Annotated in this window: 27 protein-coding genes, 2 tRNA genes, 1 pseudogene and 1 riboswitch; of the genes and pseudogenes, 12 read left to right on the top strand and 18 right to left on the bottom strand. The window is 65.9% G+C overall.

Annotation, left to right across the window (positions count from 1 at the left end):
- Positions 1-5 precede the first annotated feature (5 nt).
- On the bottom strand, positions 6-632 hold the full coding sequence (locus tag AC13GA_RS19515) for a DUF47 domain-containing protein (protein ID WP_004152833.1): 627 nt from the start codon (positions 630-632) through the stop codon (positions 6-8).
- A gap of 292 nt (positions 633-924) precedes the next feature.
- On the opposite strand from AC13GA_RS19515, the gene AC13GA_RS19510 reads away from it, so the two are divergent.
- Together AC13GA_RS19510 and AC13GA_RS19505 are read left to right on the top strand one after the other, a co-directional pair.
- Complete coding sequence (locus AC13GA_RS19510; protein WP_041864498.1) at positions 925-2,229, top strand: hemolysin family protein; 1,305 nt, start codon at positions 925-927, stop codon at positions 2,227-2,229.
- Entirely contained in the window at positions 2,213-2,872 is a 660-nt protein-coding gene (locus AC13GA_RS19505) for an exopolysaccharide biosynthesis protein (RefSeq protein ID WP_482998785.1), read from the top strand. The genes AC13GA_RS19510 and AC13GA_RS19505 overlap by 17 nt, the downstream gene beginning before the upstream one ends.
- Before the next feature lie 92 nt (positions 2,873-2,964).
- Here AC13GA_RS19505 and AC13GA_RS19500 read toward each other — a convergent pair whose 3' ends face one another.
- The 4 genes from AC13GA_RS19500 to AC13GA_RS19485 all read right to left on the bottom strand — a co-directional run bounded on the left by AC13GA_RS19500 (position 2,965) and on the right by AC13GA_RS19485 (position 6,236).
- Positions 2,965-3,462, bottom strand: coding sequence for a pyridoxamine 5'-phosphate oxidase family protein (locus AC13GA_RS19500; RefSeq protein ID WP_046988220.1), 498 nt, complete (start codon positions 3,460-3,462; stop codon positions 2,965-2,967).
- A 67-nt stretch (positions 3,463-3,529) separates the two neighbouring features.
- Positions 3,530-4,525 (bottom strand): LLM class flavin-dependent oxidoreductase, encoded by a 996-nt coding sequence (locus tag AC13GA_RS19495; protein ID WP_046988222.1) that lies wholly within the window; start codon positions 4,523-4,525, stop codon positions 3,530-3,532.
- 208 nt (positions 4,526-4,733) lie between these two features.
- Complete coding sequence (locus AC13GA_RS19490) at positions 4,734-5,501, bottom strand: sulfurtransferase (protein WP_428709128.1); 768 nt, start codon at positions 5,499-5,501, stop codon at positions 4,734-4,736.
- Between the two features lie 369 nt (positions 5,502-5,870).
- A complete protein-coding gene (locus AC13GA_RS19485) occupies positions 5,871-6,236 on the bottom strand; it encodes a DUF6164 family protein (RefSeq protein ID WP_046988229.1) in 366 nt (121 codons plus the stop codon).
- A 70-nt stretch (positions 6,237-6,306) separates the two neighbouring features.
- Between AC13GA_RS19485 and AC13GA_RS19480 the strand changes: the two genes are divergently transcribed.
- Both AC13GA_RS19480 and AC13GA_RS19475 read left to right on the top strand, forming a co-directional pair.
- Positions 6,307-6,741: an FKBP-type peptidyl-prolyl cis-trans isomerase gene (locus AC13GA_RS19480; protein ID WP_046988230.1), complete on the top strand. Its 435-nt coding sequence runs from the start codon at positions 6,307-6,309 to the stop codon at positions 6,739-6,741.
- Entirely contained in the window at positions 6,728-7,975 is a 1,248-nt protein-coding gene (locus AC13GA_RS19475; protein WP_253078640.1) for a TIGR03862 family flavoprotein, read from the top strand. The genes AC13GA_RS19480 and AC13GA_RS19475 overlap by 14 nt, the downstream gene beginning before the upstream one ends.
- Before the next feature lie 77 nt (positions 7,976-8,052).
- On the opposite strand, the gene AC13GA_RS19470 is transcribed toward AC13GA_RS19475, so the two are convergent.
- From AC13GA_RS19470 to AC13GA_RS19455, 4 genes are all read right to left on the bottom strand, one after another.
- A complete protein-coding gene (locus tag AC13GA_RS19470) occupies positions 8,053-8,514 on the bottom strand; it encodes a GNAT family N-acetyltransferase (protein WP_482998784.1) in 462 nt (153 codons plus the stop codon).
- Positions 8,515-8,617: 103 nt separating this feature from the next.
- The gene (locus tag AC13GA_RS19465; RefSeq protein ID WP_046984926.1) at positions 8,618-10,240 is read right to left on the bottom strand and encodes an FMN-binding glutamate synthase family protein; all 1,623 of its coding nucleotides are present in this window, start codon (positions 10,238-10,240) and stop codon (positions 8,618-8,620) included.
- A gap of 55 nt (positions 10,241-10,295) precedes the next feature.
- Positions 10,296-11,582 (bottom strand): nucleotide sugar dehydrogenase, encoded by a 1,287-nt coding sequence (locus AC13GA_RS19460; protein WP_482998783.1) that lies wholly within the window; start codon positions 11,580-11,582, stop codon positions 10,296-10,298.
- Between the two features lie 140 nt (positions 11,583-11,722).
- Positions 11,723-12,157, bottom strand: coding sequence for a BLUF domain-containing protein (locus tag AC13GA_RS19455; RefSeq protein WP_046984924.1), 435 nt, complete (start codon positions 12,155-12,157; stop codon positions 11,723-11,725).
- Positions 12,158-12,298: 141 nt separating this feature from the next.
- Here AC13GA_RS19455 and AC13GA_RS19450 point away from each other — a divergent pair.
- A tRNA-Leu gene (locus AC13GA_RS19450) sits at positions 12,299-12,385 on the top strand.
- Positions 12,386-12,408: 23 nt separating this feature from the next.
- Here the strand turns inward: AC13GA_RS19450 and hemN are convergent.
- On the bottom strand, positions 12,409-13,818 hold the full coding sequence (hemN, locus tag AC13GA_RS19445; RefSeq protein ID WP_430766393.1) for an oxygen-independent coproporphyrinogen III oxidase: 1,410 nt from the start codon (positions 13,816-13,818) through the stop codon (positions 12,409-12,411).
- Positions 13,819-13,862: 44 nt separating this feature from the next.
- Positions 13,863-14,303, bottom strand: coding sequence for a group III truncated hemoglobin (locus AC13GA_RS19440; RefSeq protein WP_482998782.1), 441 nt, complete (start codon positions 14,301-14,303; stop codon positions 13,863-13,865).
- Between the two features lie 177 nt (positions 14,304-14,480).
- Between AC13GA_RS19440 and AC13GA_RS19435 the strand changes: the two genes are divergently transcribed.
- Together AC13GA_RS19435 and AC13GA_RS19430 are read left to right on the top strand one after the other, a co-directional pair.
- Entirely contained in the window at positions 14,481-14,768 is a 288-nt protein-coding gene (locus tag AC13GA_RS19435) for a hypothetical protein (RefSeq protein ID WP_046984922.1), read from the top strand.
- The gene (locus tag AC13GA_RS19430; RefSeq protein ID WP_337301963.1) at positions 14,765-15,814 is read left to right on the top strand and encodes a 4Fe-4S dicluster domain-containing protein; all 1,050 of its coding nucleotides are present in this window, start codon (positions 14,765-14,767) and stop codon (positions 15,812-15,814) included. The genes AC13GA_RS19435 and AC13GA_RS19430 overlap by 4 nt, the downstream gene beginning before the upstream one ends.
- A 1-nt stretch (position 15,815) precedes the next feature.
- Here AC13GA_RS19430 and AC13GA_RS19425 read toward each other — a convergent pair whose 3' ends face one another.
- Both AC13GA_RS19425 and AC13GA_RS19420 read right to left on the bottom strand, forming a co-directional pair.
- Positions 15,816-16,052, bottom strand: a complete 237-nt coding sequence (locus AC13GA_RS19425) for a hypothetical protein (protein WP_012510634.1) — start codon at positions 16,050-16,052, stop codon at positions 15,816-15,818.
- Positions 16,053-16,405: 353 nt separating this feature from the next.
- Positions 16,406-16,615, bottom strand: coding sequence for a helix-turn-helix domain-containing protein (locus tag AC13GA_RS19420; protein ID WP_046984920.1), 210 nt, complete (start codon positions 16,613-16,615; stop codon positions 16,406-16,408).
- 111 nt (positions 16,616-16,726) lie between these two features.
- On the opposite strand from AC13GA_RS19420, the gene AC13GA_RS19415 reads away from it, so the two are divergent.
- Both AC13GA_RS19415 and crcB read left to right on the top strand, forming a co-directional pair.
- Positions 16,727-17,128: a helix-turn-helix domain-containing protein gene (locus AC13GA_RS19415; protein WP_012510633.1), complete on the top strand. Its 402-nt coding sequence runs from the start codon at positions 16,727-16,729 to the stop codon at positions 17,126-17,128.
- A gap of 22 nt (positions 17,129-17,150) precedes the next feature.
- A riboswitch (Fluoride riboswitch) is annotated at positions 17,151-17,214 on the top strand.
- An 82-nt stretch (positions 17,215-17,296) separates the two neighbouring features.
- Entirely contained in the window at positions 17,297-17,689 is a 393-nt protein-coding gene (gene crcB, locus AC13GA_RS19410) for a fluoride efflux transporter CrcB (RefSeq protein ID WP_012510632.1), read from the top strand.
- A 3-nt stretch (positions 17,690-17,692) separates the two neighbouring features.
- On the opposite strand, the gene AC13GA_RS19405 is transcribed toward crcB, so the two are convergent.
- Positions 17,693-18,526: an AraC family transcriptional regulator gene (locus tag AC13GA_RS19405; protein ID WP_428709133.1), complete on the bottom strand. Its 834-nt coding sequence runs from the start codon at positions 18,524-18,526 to the stop codon at positions 17,693-17,695.
- A 96-nt stretch (positions 18,527-18,622) separates the two neighbouring features.
- A pseudogene (locus AC13GA_RS19400) lies at positions 18,623-18,856 on the bottom strand (P-loop nucleotide/nucleoside kinase family protein); the annotation flags it as partial.
- A gap of 95 nt (positions 18,857-18,951) precedes the next feature.
- On the opposite strand from AC13GA_RS19400, the gene AC13GA_RS19395 reads away from it, so the two are divergent.
- The gene (locus AC13GA_RS19395) at positions 18,952-20,028 is read left to right on the top strand and encodes an alpha/beta hydrolase family protein (protein WP_482998781.1); all 1,077 of its coding nucleotides are present in this window, start codon (positions 18,952-18,954) and stop codon (positions 20,026-20,028) included.
- 90 nt (positions 20,029-20,118) lie between these two features.
- Positions 20,119-20,319: a hypothetical protein gene (locus tag AC13GA_RS19390; protein ID WP_046984916.1), complete on the top strand. Its 201-nt coding sequence runs from the start codon at positions 20,119-20,121 to the stop codon at positions 20,317-20,319.
- Between the two features lie 224 nt (positions 20,320-20,543).
- Here the strand turns inward: AC13GA_RS19390 and AC13GA_RS19385 are convergent, their stop codons facing one another.
- Complete coding sequence (locus AC13GA_RS19385) at positions 20,544-20,813, bottom strand: hypothetical protein (protein ID WP_046984915.1); 270 nt, start codon at positions 20,811-20,813, stop codon at positions 20,544-20,546.
- Positions 20,814-20,937: 124 nt separating this feature from the next.
- Positions 20,938-21,642 (bottom strand): ArsR/SmtB family transcription factor, encoded by a 705-nt coding sequence (locus tag AC13GA_RS19380; protein ID WP_482998780.1) that lies wholly within the window; start codon positions 21,640-21,642, stop codon positions 20,938-20,940.
- A 105-nt stretch (positions 21,643-21,747) separates the two neighbouring features.
- Here AC13GA_RS19380 and AC13GA_RS19375 point away from each other — a divergent pair, with 105 nt between their 5' ends.
- A complete protein-coding gene (locus AC13GA_RS19375) occupies positions 21,748-22,389 on the top strand; it encodes a flavin reductase family protein (protein WP_428709135.1) in 642 nt (213 codons plus the stop codon).
- A gap of 252 nt (positions 22,390-22,641) precedes the next feature.
- Here AC13GA_RS19375 and AC13GA_RS19370 read toward each other — a convergent pair.
- Positions 22,642-22,715 (bottom strand) — tRNA-Cys (locus AC13GA_RS19370).
- Between the last annotated feature and the right edge of the window lie 129 nt (positions 22,716-22,844).

Genomic DNA, 22,844 nt, shown 5'->3' with positions numbered 1-22,844 from the left:
GTCCGTCAGCTGTTCTTCAACACGATCTGGTATGCCACCACGCCGGCCTCGCGGCAGCGGTCGATGGCCTTTTCCAGGATCTCGAAGAATTCCTTCAGCAGGAACATCTGCAGGTTGTCCAGGCGGCCCGAATAGATGTCGCGGTACAGCTCGAGCATCAGGCGGTCGGCCTCGTTCTCCAGCGAGCGCAGCTTCTCGTTGAGCGCGGTCATCCGGTCCAGGTTCATGTGGCGCAGGTCGGCCACCATCTCCACCACCACGCCGGCAGCCTGCTCCAGCATCGCCGCGCGCGGCGCGAAGTCGATGTGCTCCAGGTGGGTCGTGGCCAGCGAATAGCGATCGGCGAACTTCTCGATCTGCTTGGGAATCTTGTACAGCGCCGAGCCCAGCGCTTCGATGTCCTCGCGCTCGATCGGGGTCATGAAGCTGTCCACCAGCGCCTGGCTGATCTTGTCCGAGGCCGCGCGTTCGCGCAGGCGGGCCAGCTTGAAAGCGTCCAGCGCGGGCTGGCGGTCGGCCTCGCGCAGCATGGAGTGCAGCGCCTTGGCGGCATCGGACGCCGCGACGGCAGCCTCATCGAGCAGGGTGTAGAACTGTTTGCCGGAACCGAAAATGGTCTGCAGAGAGAACATTGAGAAACCTGTCAGCCGTCGCGGGAAGGACGGCACCAGACGGAATTATGACGGCTAGATGACCATCTCGGGTATCCCCGCCTCCTTTCGGGGGCTGGGGACCCTCAACCTGAACAGGCGGTTGCCACCCTGCCACGGCCCTTTGCTAAGATGCCAGCGCGCCCTCGGGCGCACCTTATGGACGACGACCCTTATCCCCCTGCGCCGCGCCGGACCCTGTTCCTGAGCGCCTGCCGCCATCGCAAGCACCCGCCCTCCCTGCCACCAACCGGGGACGATGCCCGTGTTTGAAATGATCCTGATTGTCTTCGCGCTGGTTCTGTTGAACGGCTTCTTCGCCATGTCCGAGATGTCGGTCATGACCTCGCGCAAGAGCCGCCTGAAGCAGATGGCCGGCACCTCCAAGCGCGCTGCCAAGGCACTGGAGCTGTCGGAGAAGCCGGAGAGCTTCCTGTCCACCGTGCAGATCGGTATCACCGTGATCGGCGTGCTGACCGGCTACCTCGGCGGTGAAGCGCTGGGTGAAGCCTTCGCCGGCTGGATCCAGGGCCTGATGCCCGGCTTTGCCTACGCCGGCAACGTCGGTACCGCGCTGGCGGTCAGCCTGATCACTTTCATTACGCTGATCTTCGGCGAACTGGTGCCCAAGCGCTTGGCGCTGACCCGTTCGGAGGCCATTGCCAGCCTGGTGGCGATGCCGATGAGCTGGCTGGCCAAGCTGGCCCTGCCCTTCGTCTGGCTGCTGTCCAAGACCACCCAGCTGGTGCTGCGCCTGTTCGGCCTGGGCAAGGATGAAGTCGCCTCGGTGACCGAAGAAGAGATCCGCATGCTGGTGGCCGAAAGCCACGAGGCCGGCGTGATCGACGCCCACGAGCGCGACATGATGAACCGCGTCATGCGCCTGGGCGATCGTACCGCCGACAGCCTGATGACCCCGCGCAACCGGATTGCCTGGCTGGACACGCAGGGCGGTCTGGACAAGAACCTGGAGATCATGGCCGAGCATGAGTTCTCGCGGTACCCGGTGTACCGCGACAACGACATGGACGTGGTCGGCGTGCTTGAACTGAAGTCGTTGGCCACACGTATGGCGCGCGGTGACAACGCGCTGTTCCAGACCCTGCGCGAGCCGCTGTACGTGTCTGAATCCACCCACGCGATGAAGCTGCTGGAGATCTTCCGCGAGGAACAGCAGTCGATGGCGCTGGTGGTGGACGAGTACGGCGAGATCCAGGGCCTGGTGACCATCAGCGATCTGATGGGCGCGGTGGTTGGCCGTCTGCAGGCCACCGAAAATGCCGACGAAGATGCGCTGGTGGTGACCCGCGAGGACGGCTCGCTGCTGGTGGACGGCTCGCTGCCGATCGAGGACCTGCGCGAGCTGATCGGCAGCAACGACCTGCCCGATGCCGAGGATGGCGACTACTACACGCTGGCCGGCATGTGCATCCACTACTTCGGCCGTATCCCGCACGCGGGCGAGTACTTTGACTGGGCCGGCTGGCGCTTCGAGGTGGTCGACCTGGACGGTGCCCGCGTGGACAAGCTGCTGCTGCGCACGCTGTCGGACGAGCAGGCCGATGAGCTCACCGCCTGAGGCCGGCCAGGGTCCGGGCGTTGAGCGCCCGGCCTACCGCAACGAGGGCATCCGCACCCTGCTGGAGATGTTCGCCTCCGGCGACCCGGCCGAGCACATGCCGCTCGGCCAGATCCTGTGCAACCTGCAGCAGAGCGCCTTCGGCGTGTTCCTGTTCGTGGCGATCCTGCCATCGTTCATCCCGATTCCGGGCATGGGAGGCGCGGTCAGCGGCCCACTGGTAATTCTGATCGGAGTGCAGATGCTGTGCTGCCTGCGCCGGCCCTGGCTCCCGGGCTTCATTGCCCGCCGCGGCCCCAGACGCAGCACCATGCACCGCTTCCTCGACCGCATCGATCGCCCGCTGCGGCGGCTGGACCGGATGTTGAAGCCACGGCTGCCGCAACTTCTCACGCCACTGCCGGCGCATGCCTTCACCGGCCTGCTGCTGGTGCTGCTGGGCCTGCTGCTGTCGCTGCCGATCCCGTTCACCAACTTCCTGTTCGGTTTCCAGCTGCTGCTGTTCTCGCTGGCACTGCTGGAACGCGATGGCGCGCTTATGCTGTTCAACTGGATCGCAGCGCTGGCAGCGATCGCGTTCTTCGGTATCAGTTCCGGGCAGCTGGTGGGCTATACGGTGGAGTTGTTCCAGCGCTGGTTCTGAGCCGGAACCCGTTACAGCCGGCCGCTGGCCGGCCGCCACGTTTCCAGGATTGCCGGCCAGCGGCCGGCACTACCAATACCGGACATCGGCCATCACCGAAGGTCAATGAACCCGTTGTCGGCCAACTGCCCGGGCTCGTCCTGCACTGCTGACAACACGAACGTCAGCGCCTTGCCCAGCAACGTGCCCGGGCCATCCCAGTACTCGGCCGAATCGGCGCGCACATGGATCAGGCGAAGGTTGGGATCATCCTTGCCACCGGGGAAGAACAGTTTCATCGCCGGCGACCACAATTCCTCGATCTTTGCGCGGTCATCGACGACGCGCGCACGCCCCGCGACCGACACGTAAGTATTCTTCGACGGCGAGGCATAGGCCACGTTGACGTGCGGATCGAGCGCGATTTCAGCCACCTTCGGACTGTCGGCAGTGATGACGAACCACAGGTCGCCGTCGAAGGCGACCTGCTGGGTGGCCAGCGGCCGGCTGTAGAGGCGGCCATCGACACCGGTGGTGGTGAACATCGCCACCTCCACGTCCCTGATCAGTTCAGCCAGCTGGGCAATGTGTTCAGTGCGGGCGTTGGACATGTGGGGGCTCCATGAGTGGGAGCCCCATCAGACCGTGCATCGCTGCAACAGCTCGTGACGCAATTGTTCAGCCCGCGTGGCGGGCGTGCCAGGCCTGCATCGCCAGTTCGAACGAGCGCAGGCGCGCGCGGTGGTCGTACAGGTTCGCGGTGAGCATCAGCTCGTCGGGCTTGTGCCGCTCAACGAAAGCGGCGATGCCCTCGGCCACCTGCTGCGGATCGCCGAGGACGGTGCAGGCCAGTGCCCGCTCCACGCCCAGCTTCTCATGCGGCTCCCAGAACGACTCGATGTCGTCGATGGGTGCCGGAATCTTGCCCGGGCGGCCGCGACGCAGGTTCACGAAACTCTGCTGCTGGCTGGTGAACAATCGACGCGACTCGGCTTCGCTGTCGCTGGCGACAACGTTCAAGGCCAGCATGGCGTGCGGTTGCTTCAACGTCGCCGAAGGGCGGAACTCACGGCGGTACACGGCCAGCGCTTCGTCCATCACGTCCGGTGCGAAGTGCGAGGCGAACGCGTACGGCAGGCCCATCGAGGCGGCCATGCGCGCACCGAACAGGCTGGAACCGAGGATCCAGGTCGGCACCCGCAGGCCACCACCCGGAACGGCCTGCACCGCTTGCCCGGGCTGCACCGGCTCGAAGTAGTGCAGCAGCTCGCGAACGTCCTGGGGGAACTGGTCGGCGCTGTCGAAGTAGCGGCGCAGTGCACGCGCGGTCGGCTGATCGGTGCCCGGCGCACGGCCCAGGCCGAGATCGATGCGGTCCGGATACAGCGAGGCGAGCGTGCCGAACTGCTCGGCCACCTGCAGCGGCGCATGGTTGGGCAGCATGATGCCCCCTGCACCGACGCGGATGCGCTTGGTGCCGCCGGCGACATGGCCGATCAACACCGCAGTGGCGGCGCTGGCGATGCCGGGCATGTTGTGGTGTTCGGCCAGCCAGTAGCGGCGGTAGCCCAGCCCATCAGCATGCTGGGCCAGCTCCAGCATATTGGCGAAGGCGGCGGTGGTGTCACTGCCCTCGCAGACCGGGGCCAGGTCGAGAATCGACAATGGAATCATCAGGCGGTTTTCCGTCACAGGATTCCCCATGCATGGGGACGGCGAGGCGCGGCGGCCAGTGACGGTAGCGGGATGCTGATTCCCGTGGGGCGGGTTCAGGGCCGCCGGGCATGGCCCGGGGTGCCATGCGTGTTGGATAGTGCCGGTCGCTGGCCGACAGGCGGAGAGCCCTTGCAGCCGGCCAGCGGCCGGCTCTACCGGCGCCCTGTCAGAACGCGCTGGGGCGCGGCTCCGGCATCGGCTGGTCGACCATCGGCTTCAACTCGGCATCCAGCGCCACGCGCTCGTCGAACACGAAACAGCGCCCTTCGTAGCCCTCGCCCCCCACCTCCTCGAAGTAACCGAGGATGCCGCCGTCGAGCTGCAGCACGTTGTCCATGCCGTCGTTGACCATCCACAGCGCAGCCTTCTCGCAACGGATGCCACCGGTGCAGAAGCTGACCACGGTGCTGTCCTTCAGCGCCTCGCGGTGCGGCGCCAGCGCCTCGGGCAGGTCGGTGAACTTGTGGATGGGCAGCACCAGCGCATCCTTGAAGGTGCCGTACTCCACTTCCTGCAGGTTGCGCGTATCGAGCATCACCACCGGCTTGCCGACGTCGTCATGCCCCTGCCGCAACCAGCGCTGCACGGTGGCCGGATCGATCGCCGGCGCGCGCGGGTAATCCAGCGGCTGGCCGTCGTCGCGACGGAAGCTGATGATCTCGTCCTTCACCTTGGCCTTCAGCCGCGCGAACGGCTGGTGCTCACTGAGACTGGTCTTGACCCGCATATGTGCAAAGCGCGCATCGGCACGCAGCGCCACATAGAAACCCTCGACGGCCCCAGGCGCACCGGCCAGGAACAGGTTCAGCCCCTCGCCTGCCACCAGGATCGTGCCCCGCAGCCCAGCCGCCTCGGCACGCGCCAGCAGCTGGTCGCACAGGGCCTGGGGGGCGTCGATGACGGCGAAATGGTAGGCGGCGGTATTGGCGATCATCCCGCCATTTTAGCGCCTCCCGCCAGCACGGACAGATTCAGGGGTCAGAGCCCTCTGCGCAGCAGAGGGATCCGACCCCAAGCCCGGCAGACACCCGGAATCTGTCAGGGGTGGGGCGGTGTGGGCAGGCGGGGGCGCAGAGCACCATGGGCCCGGGGCATGCGCCGGGCGGGTTGGGCAGGACGCCCAACCCCGGTCTTGCCGTGTGCGCAGGACAGCGCACACGAGCAAGGCGCTCTACGAGGCAGGCAGGAGCAATTTTTGCCGTCCCCCGCCTGTCTACACCGCCCCGCCCTCCCACTTAAGCCCGGCTTTTGACGTTGCCGTTGCCGTTGCGGGTGCCGGGTGCAACCCGACCGGAAGTCCCCCTTACCCCCGCAACAGCACGAACGGCAGCAGCACCAGCGCCGCCGCACCGGCCATCGCCAGCAGCACCAGCACCACATATGCCGGTCGGCGCCGGAACAGGCTGCCGAAGGTCTCCGCCGTGCCCTCGCGCAACGCCTGCTCGCGCTCGGCACGGATGCGCGGCCCGCGTTCGGCCTGGTATTCGGCCATCAACGCCTTGGCGCGCGGATGATCGGCATCCTCGCGCAGCCACAGGCCGCCATTGGAGATGCCCCACGGGCTGGGTTCGGTGCGATACCAGGCGATGCCGTGCTGGTCGAGCAGCGTGCAGACATCGGCATATTCGTCGTTGCCGACATTGCGCAGATTGAGCAGGAGTTTTGCCATGCGCCCATGATACCCGGCGCCGATGCGCTACCCTTGCCGCCCTCGCCCTGCGCCCTTCCGGAGACGCCCGATGCGCCGCCTGCTGCTTCCCCTGCTGCTGTCCCTCGCCGCCGTTGGCTGTTCGAGCGAACCCGCCGGCCCGCCGCCGGGCGGCACCCTGACCACCTTCGAGCGCATCGATACCGTGCCTGGCACCGGCACCGAAGCCGTTGCCGGCAACAAGGTCACCGTGCACTACACCGGCTGGATCTACGACAACCGCACCGAAACCAAGCACGGCAAGACCTTCGACAGCTCGGTCAGCCGTGGCGAACCGTTCACCTTCGCGCTCGGCGCCGGCCAGGTCATCCGCGGCTGGGATGAAGGCGTGGCCGGCATGAAGGTCGGTGGCAAGCGCACCCTGATGATTCCGCCGGACTACGGCTACGGCGACCGTCGCGTCGGCCCGATCCCGGCTGGCTCGTCGCTGGTGTTCGATGTCGAGCTGCTCGATGTCAAACCGTAATACCGCAACGCCACACCGGGTCGCCGTCGTCGGCGGTGGTCCGGCCGGCCTGTTCGCCGCGGAGCGCCTGCGCGCGGCCGGGCTGGAGGTCGACCTGTACGAGGCCAAGGGTTCGCCCGGCCGCAAGTTCCTGATCGCCGGCAAGGGTGGGCTCAACCTCACCCACTCCGAGCCGCGCCCGTTGTTCGACAGCCGCTACCGCGAGCAGGTCGCCACGGTCGGCCGATGGCTGGATGGCTTCGACGCGCAGGCGCTGCGCGATTGGGCCGCCGGTTTCGGCGTGGAAACCTACGTCGGCAGCTCCGGCCGCGTGTTCCCGGTCGACCGCAAGGCGGCACCGCTGCTGCGCGGCTGGGTGCGCCGATTGAGGGAACAGGGCGTGCGCCTGCATGCCAACCATCGCTGGATCGGATGGAGTGACGACGGCGCCCTGCGCTTCACCACGGAAGAGGGTGAGATCGCGGTCCACGCCGATGCCACCGTGCTGGCAGTAGGTGGTGGCAGCTGGCCGCAGCTCGGCAGTGACGGCGCCTGGGTCACACCATTGCAGGCACATGGCGTGGACATTGCCCCTCTGCAATCAGCCAACTGCGGCTTCGACGTCGACTGGACGCCGTTCTTTGCCCAGCGCAACGCCGGCGCGCCGCTGAAGCCGGTGGTTGCTCACTGGATCGACCTGGACGGCCAGCCGCGGTCGCTGCAGGGCGAATGCGTGGCCAGCGAGTACGGCATCGAAGGCAGCTTGGTCTATGCGCTGGCGGCCGATCTGCGCGAGACCATCAACCGCGATGGCCACGCCATGCTGTGGTTGGACCTGGTGCCGGGCCGCGACGAGGCACGCCTGCTTGCCGACCTGTCGCGCCCGCGCAAGGGCCGTAGTTTTGGCGAGCATCTGCGCCGCCAGGCCGGCCTGGATGCAGTGAAGGCCGCGCTGGTGTTCGAGCTCCTCGGCAAGGAAGCGGGCAACGATCTGAGCGCCGTGGTGGCCACGCTCAAGCGCCTGCCGCTTCGGCTGCTGCGCCCGCGGCCGATGGCCGAAGTGATCAGCACCGCCGGTGGCGTGCGCCTGGATGCGATGGATGAGGGCTTGATGCTACAGGCGCTGCCCGGCGTGTTCTGTGCTGGCGAGATGCTGGACTGGGAAGCCCCCACCGGGGGCTATCTGCTGACCGCGTGCTACGCCAGTGGCCTGCGTGCTGCGGAAGGCGTGATCGGGTGGTTGGCCGAGCGTTGAGGCCTACCACGTAGAGTCAAGCTTGCTCGGCTGCGTTGCGTTGTAGAGCCGAGCTTGGGCTCGGCTCTACACGCTGGTCACCACGGCCTGCGCATGCTCACCGAGGCCAGCGAAACACCACTGGGATGCGGGTAAGCCTCTTCGCGCACGCTGACGAAGCCCTGCCGCTGGTAGAACGGCACGGCATTGAGCGAGGCCGACAGCACGACCTCGCGCTCCTGGTCGGCCATCGCCAACAGGCGCTGCATCAGGGCCTGGCCGATGCCCCTGCCACCCTGATCCGGGTCGACGAACAATGCATCCACTTCGTTGGCCTCTAGATCAAACACGCCGAAACCCAGCAGGTCTCCCTGCGTGTCCTCGGCCACCACGCAACCGCCCTGCCCCAGCAACCGCGTGTACTGCACCGGCGGTGGTGAAGCCGACCAGGGGGCGATCACCTCCGGCGGGTAGTGGCTGCTGCAGGTTTCGCGCACGCAGCGCGTACGCAGCGCCCACAGCGTGGCCACATCGGCCATGGTGCCGGTCCTGAACTGCATGACACCTCCTTGTAGAGCCGAGCCCATGCTCGGCTGTTCTTCGTTCCAACGTCGCCATGCCTGATTGAAAGGCAGTCGGGCATGGCTCGACTCTACAGAAGCGTCATCGCGATTTGCTGGCGCGCAACGCCTGGATCTTCGGCGGTGGCTGGAACGAGTCGCTGCGTGCATCGGCCCAGAACGCATGGAACACCGCGTGGTCCGGCACTTTGTGCAGCAGCTCGCCCGGTTCCAGATAACGGTACAGCGACGCCAGCGAACGGATCTCAACCGGCGAAACACGACGCAGGATGTGCTCCGGACCCAGCTCCGCCGGGTCATTCAAACCTGCAGCGCAGAGCAGCTCCTTCAAGGCGTGCAGCGTGTGCTCGTGGTAGCTGTACACACGCGTTGCCTTGTCCGGCGCATCGAGGTGCTTCCAGCGTGCCGGGTCCTGGGTGGCGATGCCGGTCGGGCACTTGTCGGTGTGGCAGCTCAGCGACTGGATGCAGCCCAGCGCGAACATGAAGCCACGGCCGGCATTGCACCAGTCGGCCCCCAGCGCGACGGTCCGCGCGATGTCGAACGCACTGGTGATCTTGCCCGCCGCACCGATACGGATGCGGTCACGCAGGTCCAGGCCGACCAGCGTGTTGTGTACCAGCAGCAGCGCCTCGTGCATCGGCACGCCAACATGGTCGACGAACTCGGCCGGGGCTGCACCGGTGCCGCCCTCGGCACCATCGACCACGATGAAATCTGGCAACAGGCCAGTCTCCTGCATGGCCTTGGCGATACCGAACCACTCCCAGGGGTGACCGATCGCCAGCTTGAATCCGACCGGCTTGCCACCGGACAGCTCGCGCAGGCGGCCCACGAACTGCAGCAGCTCCACCGGCGTGGAGAACGCCGAGTGACGCGAGGGCGACACGCAGTCCACGCCCATCGGCACGCCACGGGTCACCGAAATCTCGGCGGTCACCTTCGGCGCCGGCAGCACGCCGCCGTGGCCGGGCTTGGCACCCTGCGACAGCTTGATCTCGATCATCTTGACCTGGTCATGGGTGGCATTGGCAACGAAGCGCTCCTCGCTGAAACCGCCCTTCTCGTCGCGGCACCCGAAGTAGCCCGAGCCGATCTCCCACACCAGGTCACCCCCCATTTCGCGGTGATAGGGTGAAATCGAGCCTTCGCCGGTGTCGTGGTAGAAGCCGCCGCGCCGCGCGCCTTCGTTCAGCGCACGGATCGCATTGGCCGACAGCGAGCCAAAGCTCATCGCCGAGATATTGAACACGCTGGCCGAATAGGGCTTGGCGCAGTTGGCACCGATCAGCACGCGGAAGTCATGCTTGGCGATGGCCGTCGGCGCCAGCGAATGGTTGATCCACTCGTAGTCCACAGCGTACGTACTGCGCAGGGTGCCGAACGGCACCGTGTCCATTTCGTTCTTGGCGCGCTGGTAGATCAGCGCGCGCTGCTGGCGCGAGAACGGCACGTCCTCCAGGTCGCTCTGCACGAAGTACTGGCGGATCTCCGGGCCGATCGATTCCAGGCCGTATCGGAAGTGCGCCATCACCGGATAATTGCGGCGCAGCGTGCTGCGCTTCTGCAGCAGGTCCCAGGTCCCCAGCGCCACCATCGCGGCAGTCAGGCCGACGCCCCAGTACCAGGCCGGCCATATCACGGCCAGCCACAGGCAGATCGGGAACATCAGGATGGCGAGCAGGTAGACGATATACCGGTGCATGGCTTTCCTCGGTTGCAACTGCCCCCGAGTCTACCGCGCCGACTGCCGCCGGGGTTTACAGTCGATCGTCAACCACGTTGCGCGGCCAGGCCGACTTCACGTCGTAGACCAGGCCACCGGGCGCCAGCAGGCTGCGGATCCGTGTTTCATCCATCGCCTTGAAGTGGGCGTGTGCCACGGCCAGCACCACCGCGTCGTAGCAGCCTGCCGCTGGCTCGGCAAGCCACTGCACACCTTCGTCGGCCAATGTAGCGGGGCCGACCCATGGATCGCTGACCTCGACCTGGGCACCGGCATCGCGCAGGCGTTGCGCCAGTTCCAGCGCGCGGCTGTTGCGCAGGTCCGGGCAGTCTTCCTTGAAGGTCACGCCCAGTACCAGGATGCGCGCCTGCGCCGGTGCGCGGCCGCGTTCGGCCAGCATTGCCAGCACCCGCGTCGCCACATGCTCACCCACGCGGTTGTTGACCTGCCGCGCGGTATGGATCAGGTCCGGGTGGAAACCCACGCTCTCTGACTTGTGCAGCAGGTAATACGGATCCACGCCGATGCAGTGGCCGCCAACCAGACCCGGCCGGAACGGTAGGAAGTTCCACTTGCTGCCCGCCGCGTCGAGCACGTCCTGGGTATCGATGCCGAGCCGGTCGAAGATCAGTGCCAGCTCGTTGACCAGCGCGATGTTGACATCACGCTGGATGTTCTCGACCACCTTGGCCGCTTCGGCCACGCGCATCGACGGCGCCGGGAACGTACCGGCAGCAATGATGCGCTGGTACAGGCCGTCGATCACCGCAGCAACTTCCGGTGTCGAGCCGGAGGTGATCTTGCGGATGTCAGCCAGGCGTCGATGGCGATCACCGGGGCTGACCCGCTCCGGGCTGTAGCCGCAGTAGAAGTCTTCGTTGAAGCGCAGGCCGGAGCCCTGCTCCAGCAGCGGCACGCACACTTCTTCGGTGGTGCCGGGATACACCGTGGATTCGTAGATCACCAGGTCGCCAGCACGCAGGTGGCTGGCGATCAGCCGCGTGGCCGAGCGCAGCGGCTCCAGGTCGGGCTGCTCGTAGGCATCGATCGGCGTCGGCACGGTCACGATATAGACGTTGCACGCGTCAAGCAGATCCGGATCGCTGCCGTACTCCAGCAGCTGCGCACTGGCCAGCTCGTCGGCTTCCATTTCCAGCGTGTGATCCACGTCGTTGCGCAGCTCGGCGATGCGCCCGGCATCAATGTCGAAACCCAGCGTCGGCCAGTGCCGGCCGAAGGCCACCGCCAGCGGCAGCCCGACATAGCCCAGGCCGATCACCGCAAAACGGGGTGCGTCGGCCGCTGCAACAGGCACATTCATCGGCACGCCCAGTGCAACAGGCAAGGCTTCACGTTCGCATCCATCGCTTCGGCCAATACGCTCATTCGCTGTACCACTCGGAGGAACCCACGCCGGAAAGGCTACAGCGTAACGGCCTCGCCCCCCGCCGCCAAGGCAGTTCAGGACCCCAGTGCGACCGCTGCCGGTTCGAGTTCGCCATCGGCACCGGTCCAGGCCTGGCGCAGGCGTTCGAAGCCACCGCTGCCCTGCAGGAAGCCTGGCCAGGCGGCATCGACGATCTGCGCCAGCAGGTCCGCTTCGATCCGTCGCGTGCCCATCGACCAGCGCGGGAATGCACGCTGCGCTACCGGCGCACGGCACAACACCTTCAGCTGCCCATGGCTGCGCGCGTTGAGGATGCGCGGGAACACCGAATCGATGCCATCTTCCGGACCTTCCAGGTATTGCAGGAAGCGCGTGCCGTCGAACATCAGCACGCCGGTGACGCCGGCTACACGATTGAATGCCGAGGCATCGGCCAGCAGGCGGTCAAGATCGGTTGTCTGCAGATCGGCGCGGGCCTCACTGGCATAGGCAATCGCGTGCAGCGACATCAGGTGGCTCCCCCCCTGGGAACGATGGTTGGGACTATGACATGAACAGGCACAACAGTTAAGCACGTCCCCGCAGGTCACTGCTCCGGTGCAATCCAGCCGTCGTGCGGCAGGTGGGCTACAATCGGCGCCGCGCTGCAGGCCCGGATGGCGAAACTGGTAGACGCATCGGACTTAAAATCCGCCGGGGGCAACCCCATGCCGGTTCGATTCCGGCTCCGGGCACCACACGCGCACAGCGCAGCAAGCCGTCAGATCGCCCGCGAATAACGCGGCTGCTCATGCGCCGCACGCAGGTACGGATCGAAGCACATCGCCAGCAGCCGCAGCAGCGGTCGTCCCGGTTCACTGGCGCGCACCACACCCTCACGGTATTCGGCCAGACCGTCGTCCTGCAGACGTTGCACCGAACGCAGGTCTTCGGCGAAGTACTGCTCGAAGTCGACACCATGGCGCTGGCCCAGCACGGCACCATCCACCTCGCCCTGGCACATCAGCTGCTGGATCAGTTCCGCGCGCAGCTGGTCGTCGTTACTCAGTGCCACGCCACGCCAGACTGGCAGTTGGCCGTGGTCCACCGCATCCTCCCAGGACGGCAGGTCACGCGGATTCTGGCTGTAGGTCGCGCCGATGTGGCTGATCGCACTCACGCCCAGGCCGAGCAGATCGGTATCGGCGTGGGTGGTGTAGCCCATGAAGTTGCGATGCAGCTGGCCGGCACGCTGCGCACGCGACAGGTCCTCTTCCGGCAACGCGAAGTGATCCATGCCGATGTACTGGTAACCGGCGGCCGACAGCCTCTCCACCGCCAGCCCCAGCAGCGCCAGCTTGTCTTCCGGCGACGGCAACCGGCTTTCGTCGATCTGCTTCTGCGCGCGGAAAAGATGCGGCAGGTGCGCATATCCGTAGACCGCCAAGCGGTCCGGGCGCAGCGCCAGCACCAGTTCCAGTGTGCGCCCGAAGCCCTCCAGACTCTGCCCCGGCAGGCCATAGATCAGGTCGACGTTGACCGAGCGCATGCCGCTGTCGCGGCAGGCGCGCAGGATGTCCAGCGTCTGCTGCACGCCCTGCACGCGGTTGATCGATTCCTGCACCTGCGGGTCGAAATCCTGCACGCCCAGGCTTGCGCGGTTGAACCCCAGCCGGGCCAGCATCGCTACGTCTCGGGTATCGATGAAGCGCGGATCGAGCTCGATGGAGAAATCGCGCTGTGATGAATCGCTGAAGTCGAAACGTCGGCGCAGCCCTTCGATCAGTGTGGTCATCGCCTCGGCATCGAGGAAATTCGGCGTGCCGCCGCCCAGGTGCAGCTGGATGACTTCGCGACCATCCTCGAACTGCGGCGCCAGCAGGTCGGCCTCGGCCAGCACGCGCGAGACGTAGCTGTGGCCACGGCCGCGATCACGGCTGATCACCCGGTTGCAGCCGCAGTAGAAGCAAGGGCTGGAACAGAACGGCACGTGCACGTACAGCGACAGCGCGCGGGCCAGTTGGTTGCTGTCGGCAATTGCCTGGCGCAACGCCGGCGCGTCGAAGCCATCATGGAAATGCGGCGCGGTCGGATACGAGGTGTAGCGCGGCCCCGGACGGTCGTGCCGACGCAGCAGGTCGGGGTCGAAGTTCCAGGCCAGGCCGCCAGCGGCGGGAGAGAACGTGTCCATGGCGCCAGCATCGCGCCGGGCGGCCTGCGCCGCCTTGACCCAAATCAATCCTTGGCGGGGATCCCCAGCACCGGCAGGCCGACCTGAGGCCAGCGCAGCATCTGGTAGCGCTTCCAGAAAGTGTCACCGATGCGTGCGGCCACATCGTTGGCCAGTTCCTGCATCGGCGGGTTGTTGCATTCGGCAGTGGTGATCCGGAACAGCACCAGCCAGCGGTCGAACAGATCCTTGTCCAGTTCAATGGCCATGTGCTTGGACATCGGCGAGCCTTTGAAGCGGCGCGTGCCGCGCAGCATCGCCGACCAGAAGTCGACCAGCTGCGCAAGATGCTCCGACCAATCGTGGACGTGCGCGCCGAACACCGGCCCCAGCCGTTCTTCCTCGCGCACGCGGGCATAGAAGTCGTGGACCAGGCGGGTCACTTCCTGCTCGGTACACAGCTCCGGCGAGGCGACGGGAAGGACTGGCGGAGGTATTGCGGTCATCGGGGCACCCAAAGCTTGCCGGCAGTGTGCCGCAGCCGGCCATCACCACCGTTGATCCAGATCAATGTCGGCGCAGTCCGCTGCACCTAGGCTGGCACGCTTGCAGGAAGCATGCCCTGCGGATGCTGCGCCAGCCGGCGGAGTATACGCGCCGCCCACTTTTCGAACCGGGACAGCATGAACAGACCTTCTCCCAGCCGCCGCCAGCGGCTGATCCAGCATTGGGGCGCCATCCTCTGGCCCAGCTTCATTGCCGCCGGCGTGGCCAGCGTGGTGTTCTTCGCCTTCGTCGATCCATTGCGCCTGCAGGCGATCAGCTTTCCGGACACGGCGATCAGCCGCGAGCTGGGCTATAGCGCTGGCTTCTTCATGTTCTGGGCAGTGACAGCACTGTCCAGTGCAGTCACCTGGTACCTGCAACGACCGATGCCGAGCGACGACGACGACGAGCTGCCGCTGGGATGAGCACGACCTGCACCACAACACCCAGACCGTGGCACTGGCGCGGCCCGCTCAGCGCCGCCCTGCTGGTGCTGTTCTATGCGCTGCCGTGGCTGCGCTGGGACGGCCGCCAAGCCCTGCTGCTGGACATCAACACTCGACGCTTCGACCTGTTCGGCTGGACGCTGTGGCCTGGCGACGCCGGCGTATTGATCGGACTATTGTCGGCGCTGGCGGTGGGCTTTGCGCTGCTCACCCATCTCGCCGGGCGCATCTGGTGCGGCCACGCCTGTCCGCAGACGCTGTGGCGCCGTGCCTTCGACTGGATCGCACGCGCCGTGGCCCGCGTGCTGCCAGCATCAATGGCGCGCCCCGCCACGCAGGTGGCCTGGGGACTGTTGTCGCTATGGACCGGGATCACCTTCGTCGGCCTGTTCAGCCCCATGGCCGAACTGGTGGCCGCTGCGCCCCACGCCGACTGGAGCCGTTGGGAAACCTTTTGGGTGCTGTTCTATGCGGCCGCTACCTGGGGCAATGCCGGCTTCCTGCGCGAGCAGGTCTGCCGCTCGCTGTGCCCGTTCGCACGCATGCAGCCGCTGCTGACCGATCCACACACGCCGCGCATGCTGTACGACGCGCGTCGGGGTGAACCACGTGGGCCGCGTCCATCCGGCCTGGGCGGCGTTCTCGGCCGCGGTCGTGGCCTGCTCGATCCAACAACTGCGCAGGACTACGTGTTCCGTGCTGCGCATCCGTTGCTGGCCGGGCCCATGCCCGTCTTCAGTGCCGACCGCCTGGGCGACTGCACCGACTGCGCCGCCTGTGTCAGCGCCTGTCCGATGCAACTGGACATACGCCACGGGCCGCAGGCCGATTGCCTGGCCTGCGGCGCCTGCCTGGAAGCCTGCGCACAGCAACAGCACCAGGCCGGCTTCGGTCCGGGGCTGGTGCGTTACTGCAGTCCACAGGCGATGGTCGGGCAACCGCGGCGCTGGTGGCGACCGCGGACCCTGGGCCTGATTTCAATGCTGCTGGCGCTGCTTGCCTGCGGCGCCTGGCGCCTGCTCTGAATCAACGCGGCCCGCTGGCGTTAGGCGGGACCAGCTGTGCACGTCGGACGATGCCCAGCTGCTCGATGATCAGCGCCATTTCATTGGTGACTTCGGTACGCTCGGTCCCCTGCGGGACCAGGCGGTCCAGCACCTGCTGGTAGGTATCCCAGAACGCCGGACCGCATCCGTGTTTGTGATAGCTGGCTTCCAGTTCGCGGCGTACCCGTTCAGCCAAGCCATGCATGCCGTATTCCATACGACCTCCGTTGGACTTGTTCTGCATTGTTGACGGTCTACCGACTCACTTGCGTGCTACTGAAAGACTCCCGGGCTTCACGCCCAGTTGATGCCAATTAGTCATAGATTTCACGACAGGTCAATTACATGCAGCGACATTCGTGATCGAAATTATTAATCGTTCACGAAACTGCATACGGGCCCACGGGGTCGCCGGATGGTCCGAAGCCGACACGCGACCTGTCTTGACCGCCCCGCCCGCCAGTAGACGTCACTGATCGGCAATCCCAAATTGATCGAATTTGCCTATGTTGCTAAGCATACTTAACAAAAAGTGCTTAGAGTGCTAGATGCGACAGAATGCGGCGCAGATCAGATGGATTTACCTTCCGCCGCCTCAGTTACGGGGAACAGATTCGGATAGCGCTGGTGCAGGATGTATTGCCTCAACGCCGGAATTGGAAAGTCCCTGGGCCATTGCGACACTGCGGATCGGCTTATGCCGAAGAAGCGCGCCAGTTCGGCATCGGTCCGGAAGCCCAACCGGTTACGCACCTGTCTCTTGCTCCAGAATTCGGTCATGGCCGGCCCTTCTGTTAACCAGCCTTATTCTTGCGGCAAGGATTCTTCGCATTCCACGCGTTAAGCTGGCTTGCATAGATGAATACTCTCGGCCAACGACTCGCCACCGCCATGAAGAAAGCCGGGCATCCACGCCCGGCCGACCTGGCCCGTGCCGCGCACTCGACGACGGCAACCATCAGCAACTGGCTCAACGACCATGTCAGCCCCTCGCATGTGAAGGCCGAACAGCTGTTCCGCATCGCCGATGCGGCCAAGCTGGACGCGCGTGAACTGCTGTACGGCATCAGCGGGCTCGGCGTCGGTGAGCCCGGCAATGCCTACATCCCCAGCCAGGCCCACCTGGACGTCTGGCAGGACGCCTACGAACTGGTCAGTCACCTGGTTGCCGAGAACGGGCTGGAGATCGATCACCGCCGTCACGCGGCGCTGGACCTGCTCGCGTTCGAGCTGTTGATGGACGGCTTCAGCCGCAGCAAGGTCGCCCGCGTGCTGATGACCTCGATGACGTGAGCGCACCGCCGCTGGTAGCATAGGCGGCGATGGGGATGGGGCTCCCCCGATAACCGCCTGAGAAGGCTGATGGCTCCTGCCAGGACGAACCCGGCGTTCGTCGACGGCAGGTCGTGCCTGCCCTCGCCGTTCGCCGTCGAACCAGCGAATCCGCACGCGAGGCACGCCATGCAAGCTCTGAACAATTACTTCCTGGTCTTCATTGGCGGCGGTCTCGGCGCCTGCCTGCGCCATGCCTGCAACCTGATCGGCGCGCGGGTGGCGGTCGGCAGCCCCTGGCCGTGGTCGACCTTCCTCATCAACATCAGCGGCGCACTGCTGATGGGCGTGGTGGTCGAGGTCTTCGCGATGCGCAATGGCGCCTCGCCGCAGCTTCGCCTGCTGCTGGCCACCGGCATCCTCGGCGGCTACACCACGTTTTCCACCTACGCGCTGGAAATCGGCCTGCTGCTGCAGCGCGGCCAGCACGGACTGGCGGCGTTGTATGCCGGCGGCTCGGTGGCACTGGGCCTGGCCGGCCTGTTCGGCGGGATGAAGCTGGCCCGGCTGGTGCTGGGCTGAGGCTCAGGCTGCAGTGGCACGGGCCTGCCCGCGCCACTGCCGTGGCGACTGCCCGGTGTGCGCCTTGAAGGCGCGCGACAACGCCGCTTCGCTGCCATAGCCCACGTCGTCGGCAATCCGCTTCAGCGGCCTACCCTGGCGTAGTGCCTGCTGCGCCAGGCCCACCCGCCAGCCCTGCAGGTACTGGCCCGGAGTGGTTCCCATGGCCTCGCGGAAGCTGGCCGCGAACACACTGCGCGACATGCCGGCGACATCGGCCAGATCTTCCAGCGTCCACGCCTGTGCCGGTGATTCGTGCATGGCCACCAGCGCCAGCCGCAGTCGCGGATGACCGAGCCCGGCAAACAGGCCACCGCGCATCTCGCCACCTTCCATCAGCTGGCGCAGCACCTGGATCATCACCACCTCGAACAAGCGGTTGACCATGGCCGCACGGCCACAACGCTGCTCGAAGGCCTCTTCGAACAGTAGTTCCAGCGCCGCGTGGCCGCCATACAGATCCGCCAGCGGCAGGCAGATGAAATCCGGCAGTGCCGCGCTGATCGGATTGAGCCGGCCCCCTTCGAAATACAGGTTGGCGCAGGCCATGTCGGCGCCGAGCTGCGGGTCGGTGCTGAAGCGGTGCGGCATCGGTCGCGGATACAACAACAGGCTGGGCACCTCGACCTGGACGGCCTGTTGGCCGTGCCTGACCTGCACCGGCCCGCGCCGCACCAGGTGCAGCTGGCCGGCCTCATCTTCACTCTCCAGGGTGTTGATACCGCACAGCGCACCCGCATGGAACACCGAGGCGGTGACCGAAAAGCGCTCAAGCAGAATGGCGAGACGGTCGACCATAACGAGACTCCGGATCAAGCGGAAATGGTTCAATACGTCAGATCGTATCGGAATCGCCACTGTGATGGACGATTGAACGCTGTCCGCCCCGGACCCTCACCCATCCTGCAAATGGCGGATCGCCCCGAAGCCCTCCGCCGCCGCAGGCGCCACAAAGTGGCGGGTGATCTGCTCGAACGCTTCATCGCTGGCCTGGAACGGGTGCTCACCGCGTGCGTTGCGGGCACGCAGCCGCGCCTTGCAGATGGGGGCGGGAACGTCGAGAAAATGGAGCTGATGGGCAACGCCGGCCGACGCGAACAGTTCGCGGCCCCGTGCACGGGTGCCGGGTCCACGGCTGCCAGGCAATCCCCTGCGGCAGTGCAGCGCGCGCAGGATTTCGCCGGGTTCTATGCTCGGCGCGATTCCCGGATGGAATGACCGTGATGCGTCCCTTGCTTCGATGCACCCTCGCCCTCGGCCTACTGCTGTCTTCGACACCATTGCTGGCCGCACTACCCACTGCACCGCGCACCCTGAGCGGAGAGCTGCAGAGGGCACCGTGGCGGCTGGATGTGCCAGCGAGCTGGAATGGCGACCTGGTGATGCTGGCCCACGGCTATGAGCCGGTAGGCATGCCACGCACTACGCCGATGACCGCCAATGACAGCACCGCACCATTGCTGGCCGCTGGCTACGCCGTCGCACAGAGTGCCTATGCCAGCCAGGGCTGGGCAGTGTCCGATGCGATCAGCGATATGGAACGGCTGCGCCAGCACGTGCTGGCTGAACTCGGGCACGTGCGCCAGACATGGATGCTGGGATTCTCGATGGGTGGCGCCGTGACGATCGGCAGCCTCGAGCGCTTCCCGCAGCATTACGCGGGTGGGGTCTCGTTGTGCGGCGCCAATCTCAGTGGTGAACGGATCGCGGCCGACCTGCTGACCACGCTGGTCGCGTTCGACTATTTCTTCCCAAAGGCCGAAGGCCTGCCAAGGACCGGCCTTGTCTCGCGCGAAACCGCCACACTGCCGCAGGGCGAGTTGTACCAGGGTATCGCCAACGCGCTGCAGCGCGCACCGTCACATGCGGCGTTGCTGGCGCGGCGGCTGCAGGTCTCCACTGAAGACCTGGCCGGCACGATCAGCCTGCACGCACTGGTCCTGCATGAGCTGGCCACCCGCAGCGGCGGAATGCCGACCGGCAATGTCGGCATTGTCTACAGCGGCTTCGGTGATGACGCCGCATTCAATGCCGGCGTGCAGCGCATCGATGCCGTGCTTTCCGCACAGGCCCATGCGCGCGGAAATCCTGCACTGACCGGTGCGTTGAAGCGACCGCTGGTGATCCAGTTCAACCACAACGACCCGACCATCGTGCCGCACATGCAGGCGGTGTATCCGCAACTGGCCGCACAGGCTGGTGCCCATCCGCTGCCGCAGGTGCTGCCGGCCGTGGGCGAAGGGCATTGTGGCTTCTCTGAAGCGCAGGTGGTCGAAGCATTAAAGGCGGTGCAGCGCTGAGGCCGGCGCATGCCGCAGCGCATCAGGACCGTGCCGGTCGGGCTGCTATGGTAGCCCGGCCCATTGAAGGGCAGACAAAGGACTGACGTGATGATCAAGACGACCTTGAAGACCGTGATGCTCCTTGGCATGGCCGTGACCGGCCTGGCCTTCGCCGCCGGAACCTGCGAGTTCTGCACGCTGAAGTACGAGCAGTGCCTGCGCACTTCGCACGGACCGTTGGGCAAGACCGCGGAGCAGTGCCTGGCCGAGTACAGGATGTGCCGTGAAATGGACTGCCCGTCTCCCTGATTGGCGTCCAGCCGGCTCCTGCGGGAGCCGGCTCAGCCCACAGCGATACCAATCACTTACGTTGTAGGAACTGGTGGGTTTCCCAATCTCGACTGACCGCGTACCTGTCCGGCATGCACGAAGGCGAGTGGCTGGGCTTCGACACCTCGATGTACTTCGGCCACAAGGGCCTGGGCCTGACCCGCACGGCGCTGCATGATGCGCGCGGCCCGATCGGGGCGTCGTCAACCGCCCAGCGTTCCCATGGTGAAGGTGTAACCGGAAGTCATCAGGAACTCGCGCATGCGCATCTCCGCGCGCCGCGGTGAGGCCAGGTTTGCCGGGGCGTACAGGGCATAGACCAGGCCCGATCCTTCGATATGCTCGCGGCGGACCTCGCAGCGGGCGGTTTCCGAGGCAATCACCCATCCGTCTTTCAGCCGATCCGGCCCGATGGATTGCCCGTTCTTCAAACGGAAGGTCAACCAGCGCACATCTGCCATGATTTTGCTCATTTCCGATTCGCTCCGTGCCCGAAGCGATCCGAGGTGTCCTTGCTCGCCATTGCAGCTCCCTAAGACGTGGAACTCGACCATAACGCCTTTCCATGTCGCAGGTGGCTGAGACTGACCCCGCGGCTCAGGTCGCCAGGGTGAACAGTCGCCACAATGCCTCGCGCCCCGGCGGAGTCAGGCGTAGTTCGCGCCGGCCCTCGACGCGTCGGAGCCAGTCGTTGCTCACGAAGCTGTCCAGCATCGCCTCGCCGACCAGGCCCGCCAGATGTGGACGCCGCTCGGTGCAGTCCAGGCACCCCCGGCAGTAGCGCGCGGGCTTGGCCGTGACCGGCTGCCGAAGTACATCGGCCAGTGGCTGGCCCAGTCCTCGCAGGAAGTCAGCGCCGTGCTCACTCACCCGCCAATGTCCGTCACCCGGCAGCACATGACCCGCCCTCAGCAGATGCTCGGTGATGGCCACCGCGTGCACGCCGGCCAGGTGTCGATAGCAGGAACGTGCCTGGCGCAGCGCCGGCAGGGTGCGCGATGCTGCAGCCGTGCACGAGGGCGTACGATCGGCCACGCGCAGGATGCCTTCGAGCATGTCGGCCACCTCGCTTGAGGCCAGCCGATGGTAGCGATGGCGCCCTTGCGCGACGGCAACGAGAAGGTCGCCCTCGACCAGCCTGCGCAGGTGCGAGCTTGCCGTCTGCGGCGTCACCCCTGCCACGCGCGCCAGTTCCATCGCGGTGTAGGCACGCCCATCCATCAATTGCAGCAGCATGGCGGCGCGCGCTTGGTCACCGACCAGGGCACCAACGCTGACAAGGGAACCGGAGGTGTGGACCATGCCCGCATTGTGGCACGCCCCCGTATACCGATAGTTCGATGCAGGCCGAAGCGTCGGCGGCCACTGCCACGTCAAAGTTGCCGCCCCAACACCGTGAGACCTGTCGTGAAGAATGCTTCGATCCATCGTCGCTGCATCACCCCTTCGGTCCTGTATCCAGGCACACCGGTGCTGTTGATGACCACGCTGAACGACGACGGCAGCAGCAACATCAGCCCGCTTTCTTCGTTCTGGGCACTGGGCAATCGCGTGGTGCTGGGCCTCGGCGTGCAGGGCCAGGGCTACCGCAATCTGCAGCTGCGCAACGAGTGCGTGCTGAATTTTCCTTCGTCCGCGCAGGCCGCGCAGGTCGAGGCCATTGCAAGGGCGACCGGCTGTGACCCGGTGCCGGCCGCCAAGCAGGCGATGGGCTACGTGCACGTGCGCGACAAGTTCGCCTTGGGCAGGTTCAGTGAAGTCGCATCGACGCAGGTCGCGCCGATGGCGATTGCCGAGTGCCCATTGCAGGTAGAAGTCAGCGTAATGGCAATGCACCCGCCTGGCGGGGACGATGGCCAGGGCTTTGTGATCGTCGAAGGTCGTATCCGCTGCGTGCATGCCCACGAGGACATCACCGTGGCCGGCACCCAGCACATCGACGTGGCGCGCTGGAAGCCGTTGATCTATCTGTTCCGTCACTACCTGGGCGTGAGCGAAGTGATCGGGCGCAACTTCCGCGCGGAGACGCCGATGCGCGATCCCGCCTAGCGACCAGGACGGTTTCACCCTGTAGGTCGAGCACGCGCGTGATCCATAGCCTCGCCCCCAATGCGGCAACCATGCTGCCACGATTCGAGCCGGCACTTGAGCTGGGCGTTCGCGCTGGATGCCTTGCCGCAGCCGCTGACGCAGGCCACGATTCAGGCGTTGGCCCGGCGGTAGCTGTGATCAACCTTGAACATTCACGGGCAATCCGTCCGCCAAAGAAAAAGCCCTGACCGGAGTCAGGGCTTTTCAATATGGAGGCCTCAAGCGGAATCGAACCGCTGTAAACGGATTTGCAATCCGGTGCATAGCCACTCTGCCATGAGGCCAACGTACTGCGCGTCAGGAACTGAGCCCTGACATGACAAAACCCCGTGATGGGGCCTGTCCGAACATGGAGCGGGAAACGAGACTCGAACTCGCGACCTCAACCTTGGCAAGGTTGCGCTCTACCAACT

This window comes from Stenotrophomonas sp. 22DLJC03 (genome assembly GCF_056861405.1).
The sequence above is the reverse complement of the archived record's forward strand: the minus strand, read 5'-3'. Positions and strand labels throughout refer to the sequence as shown.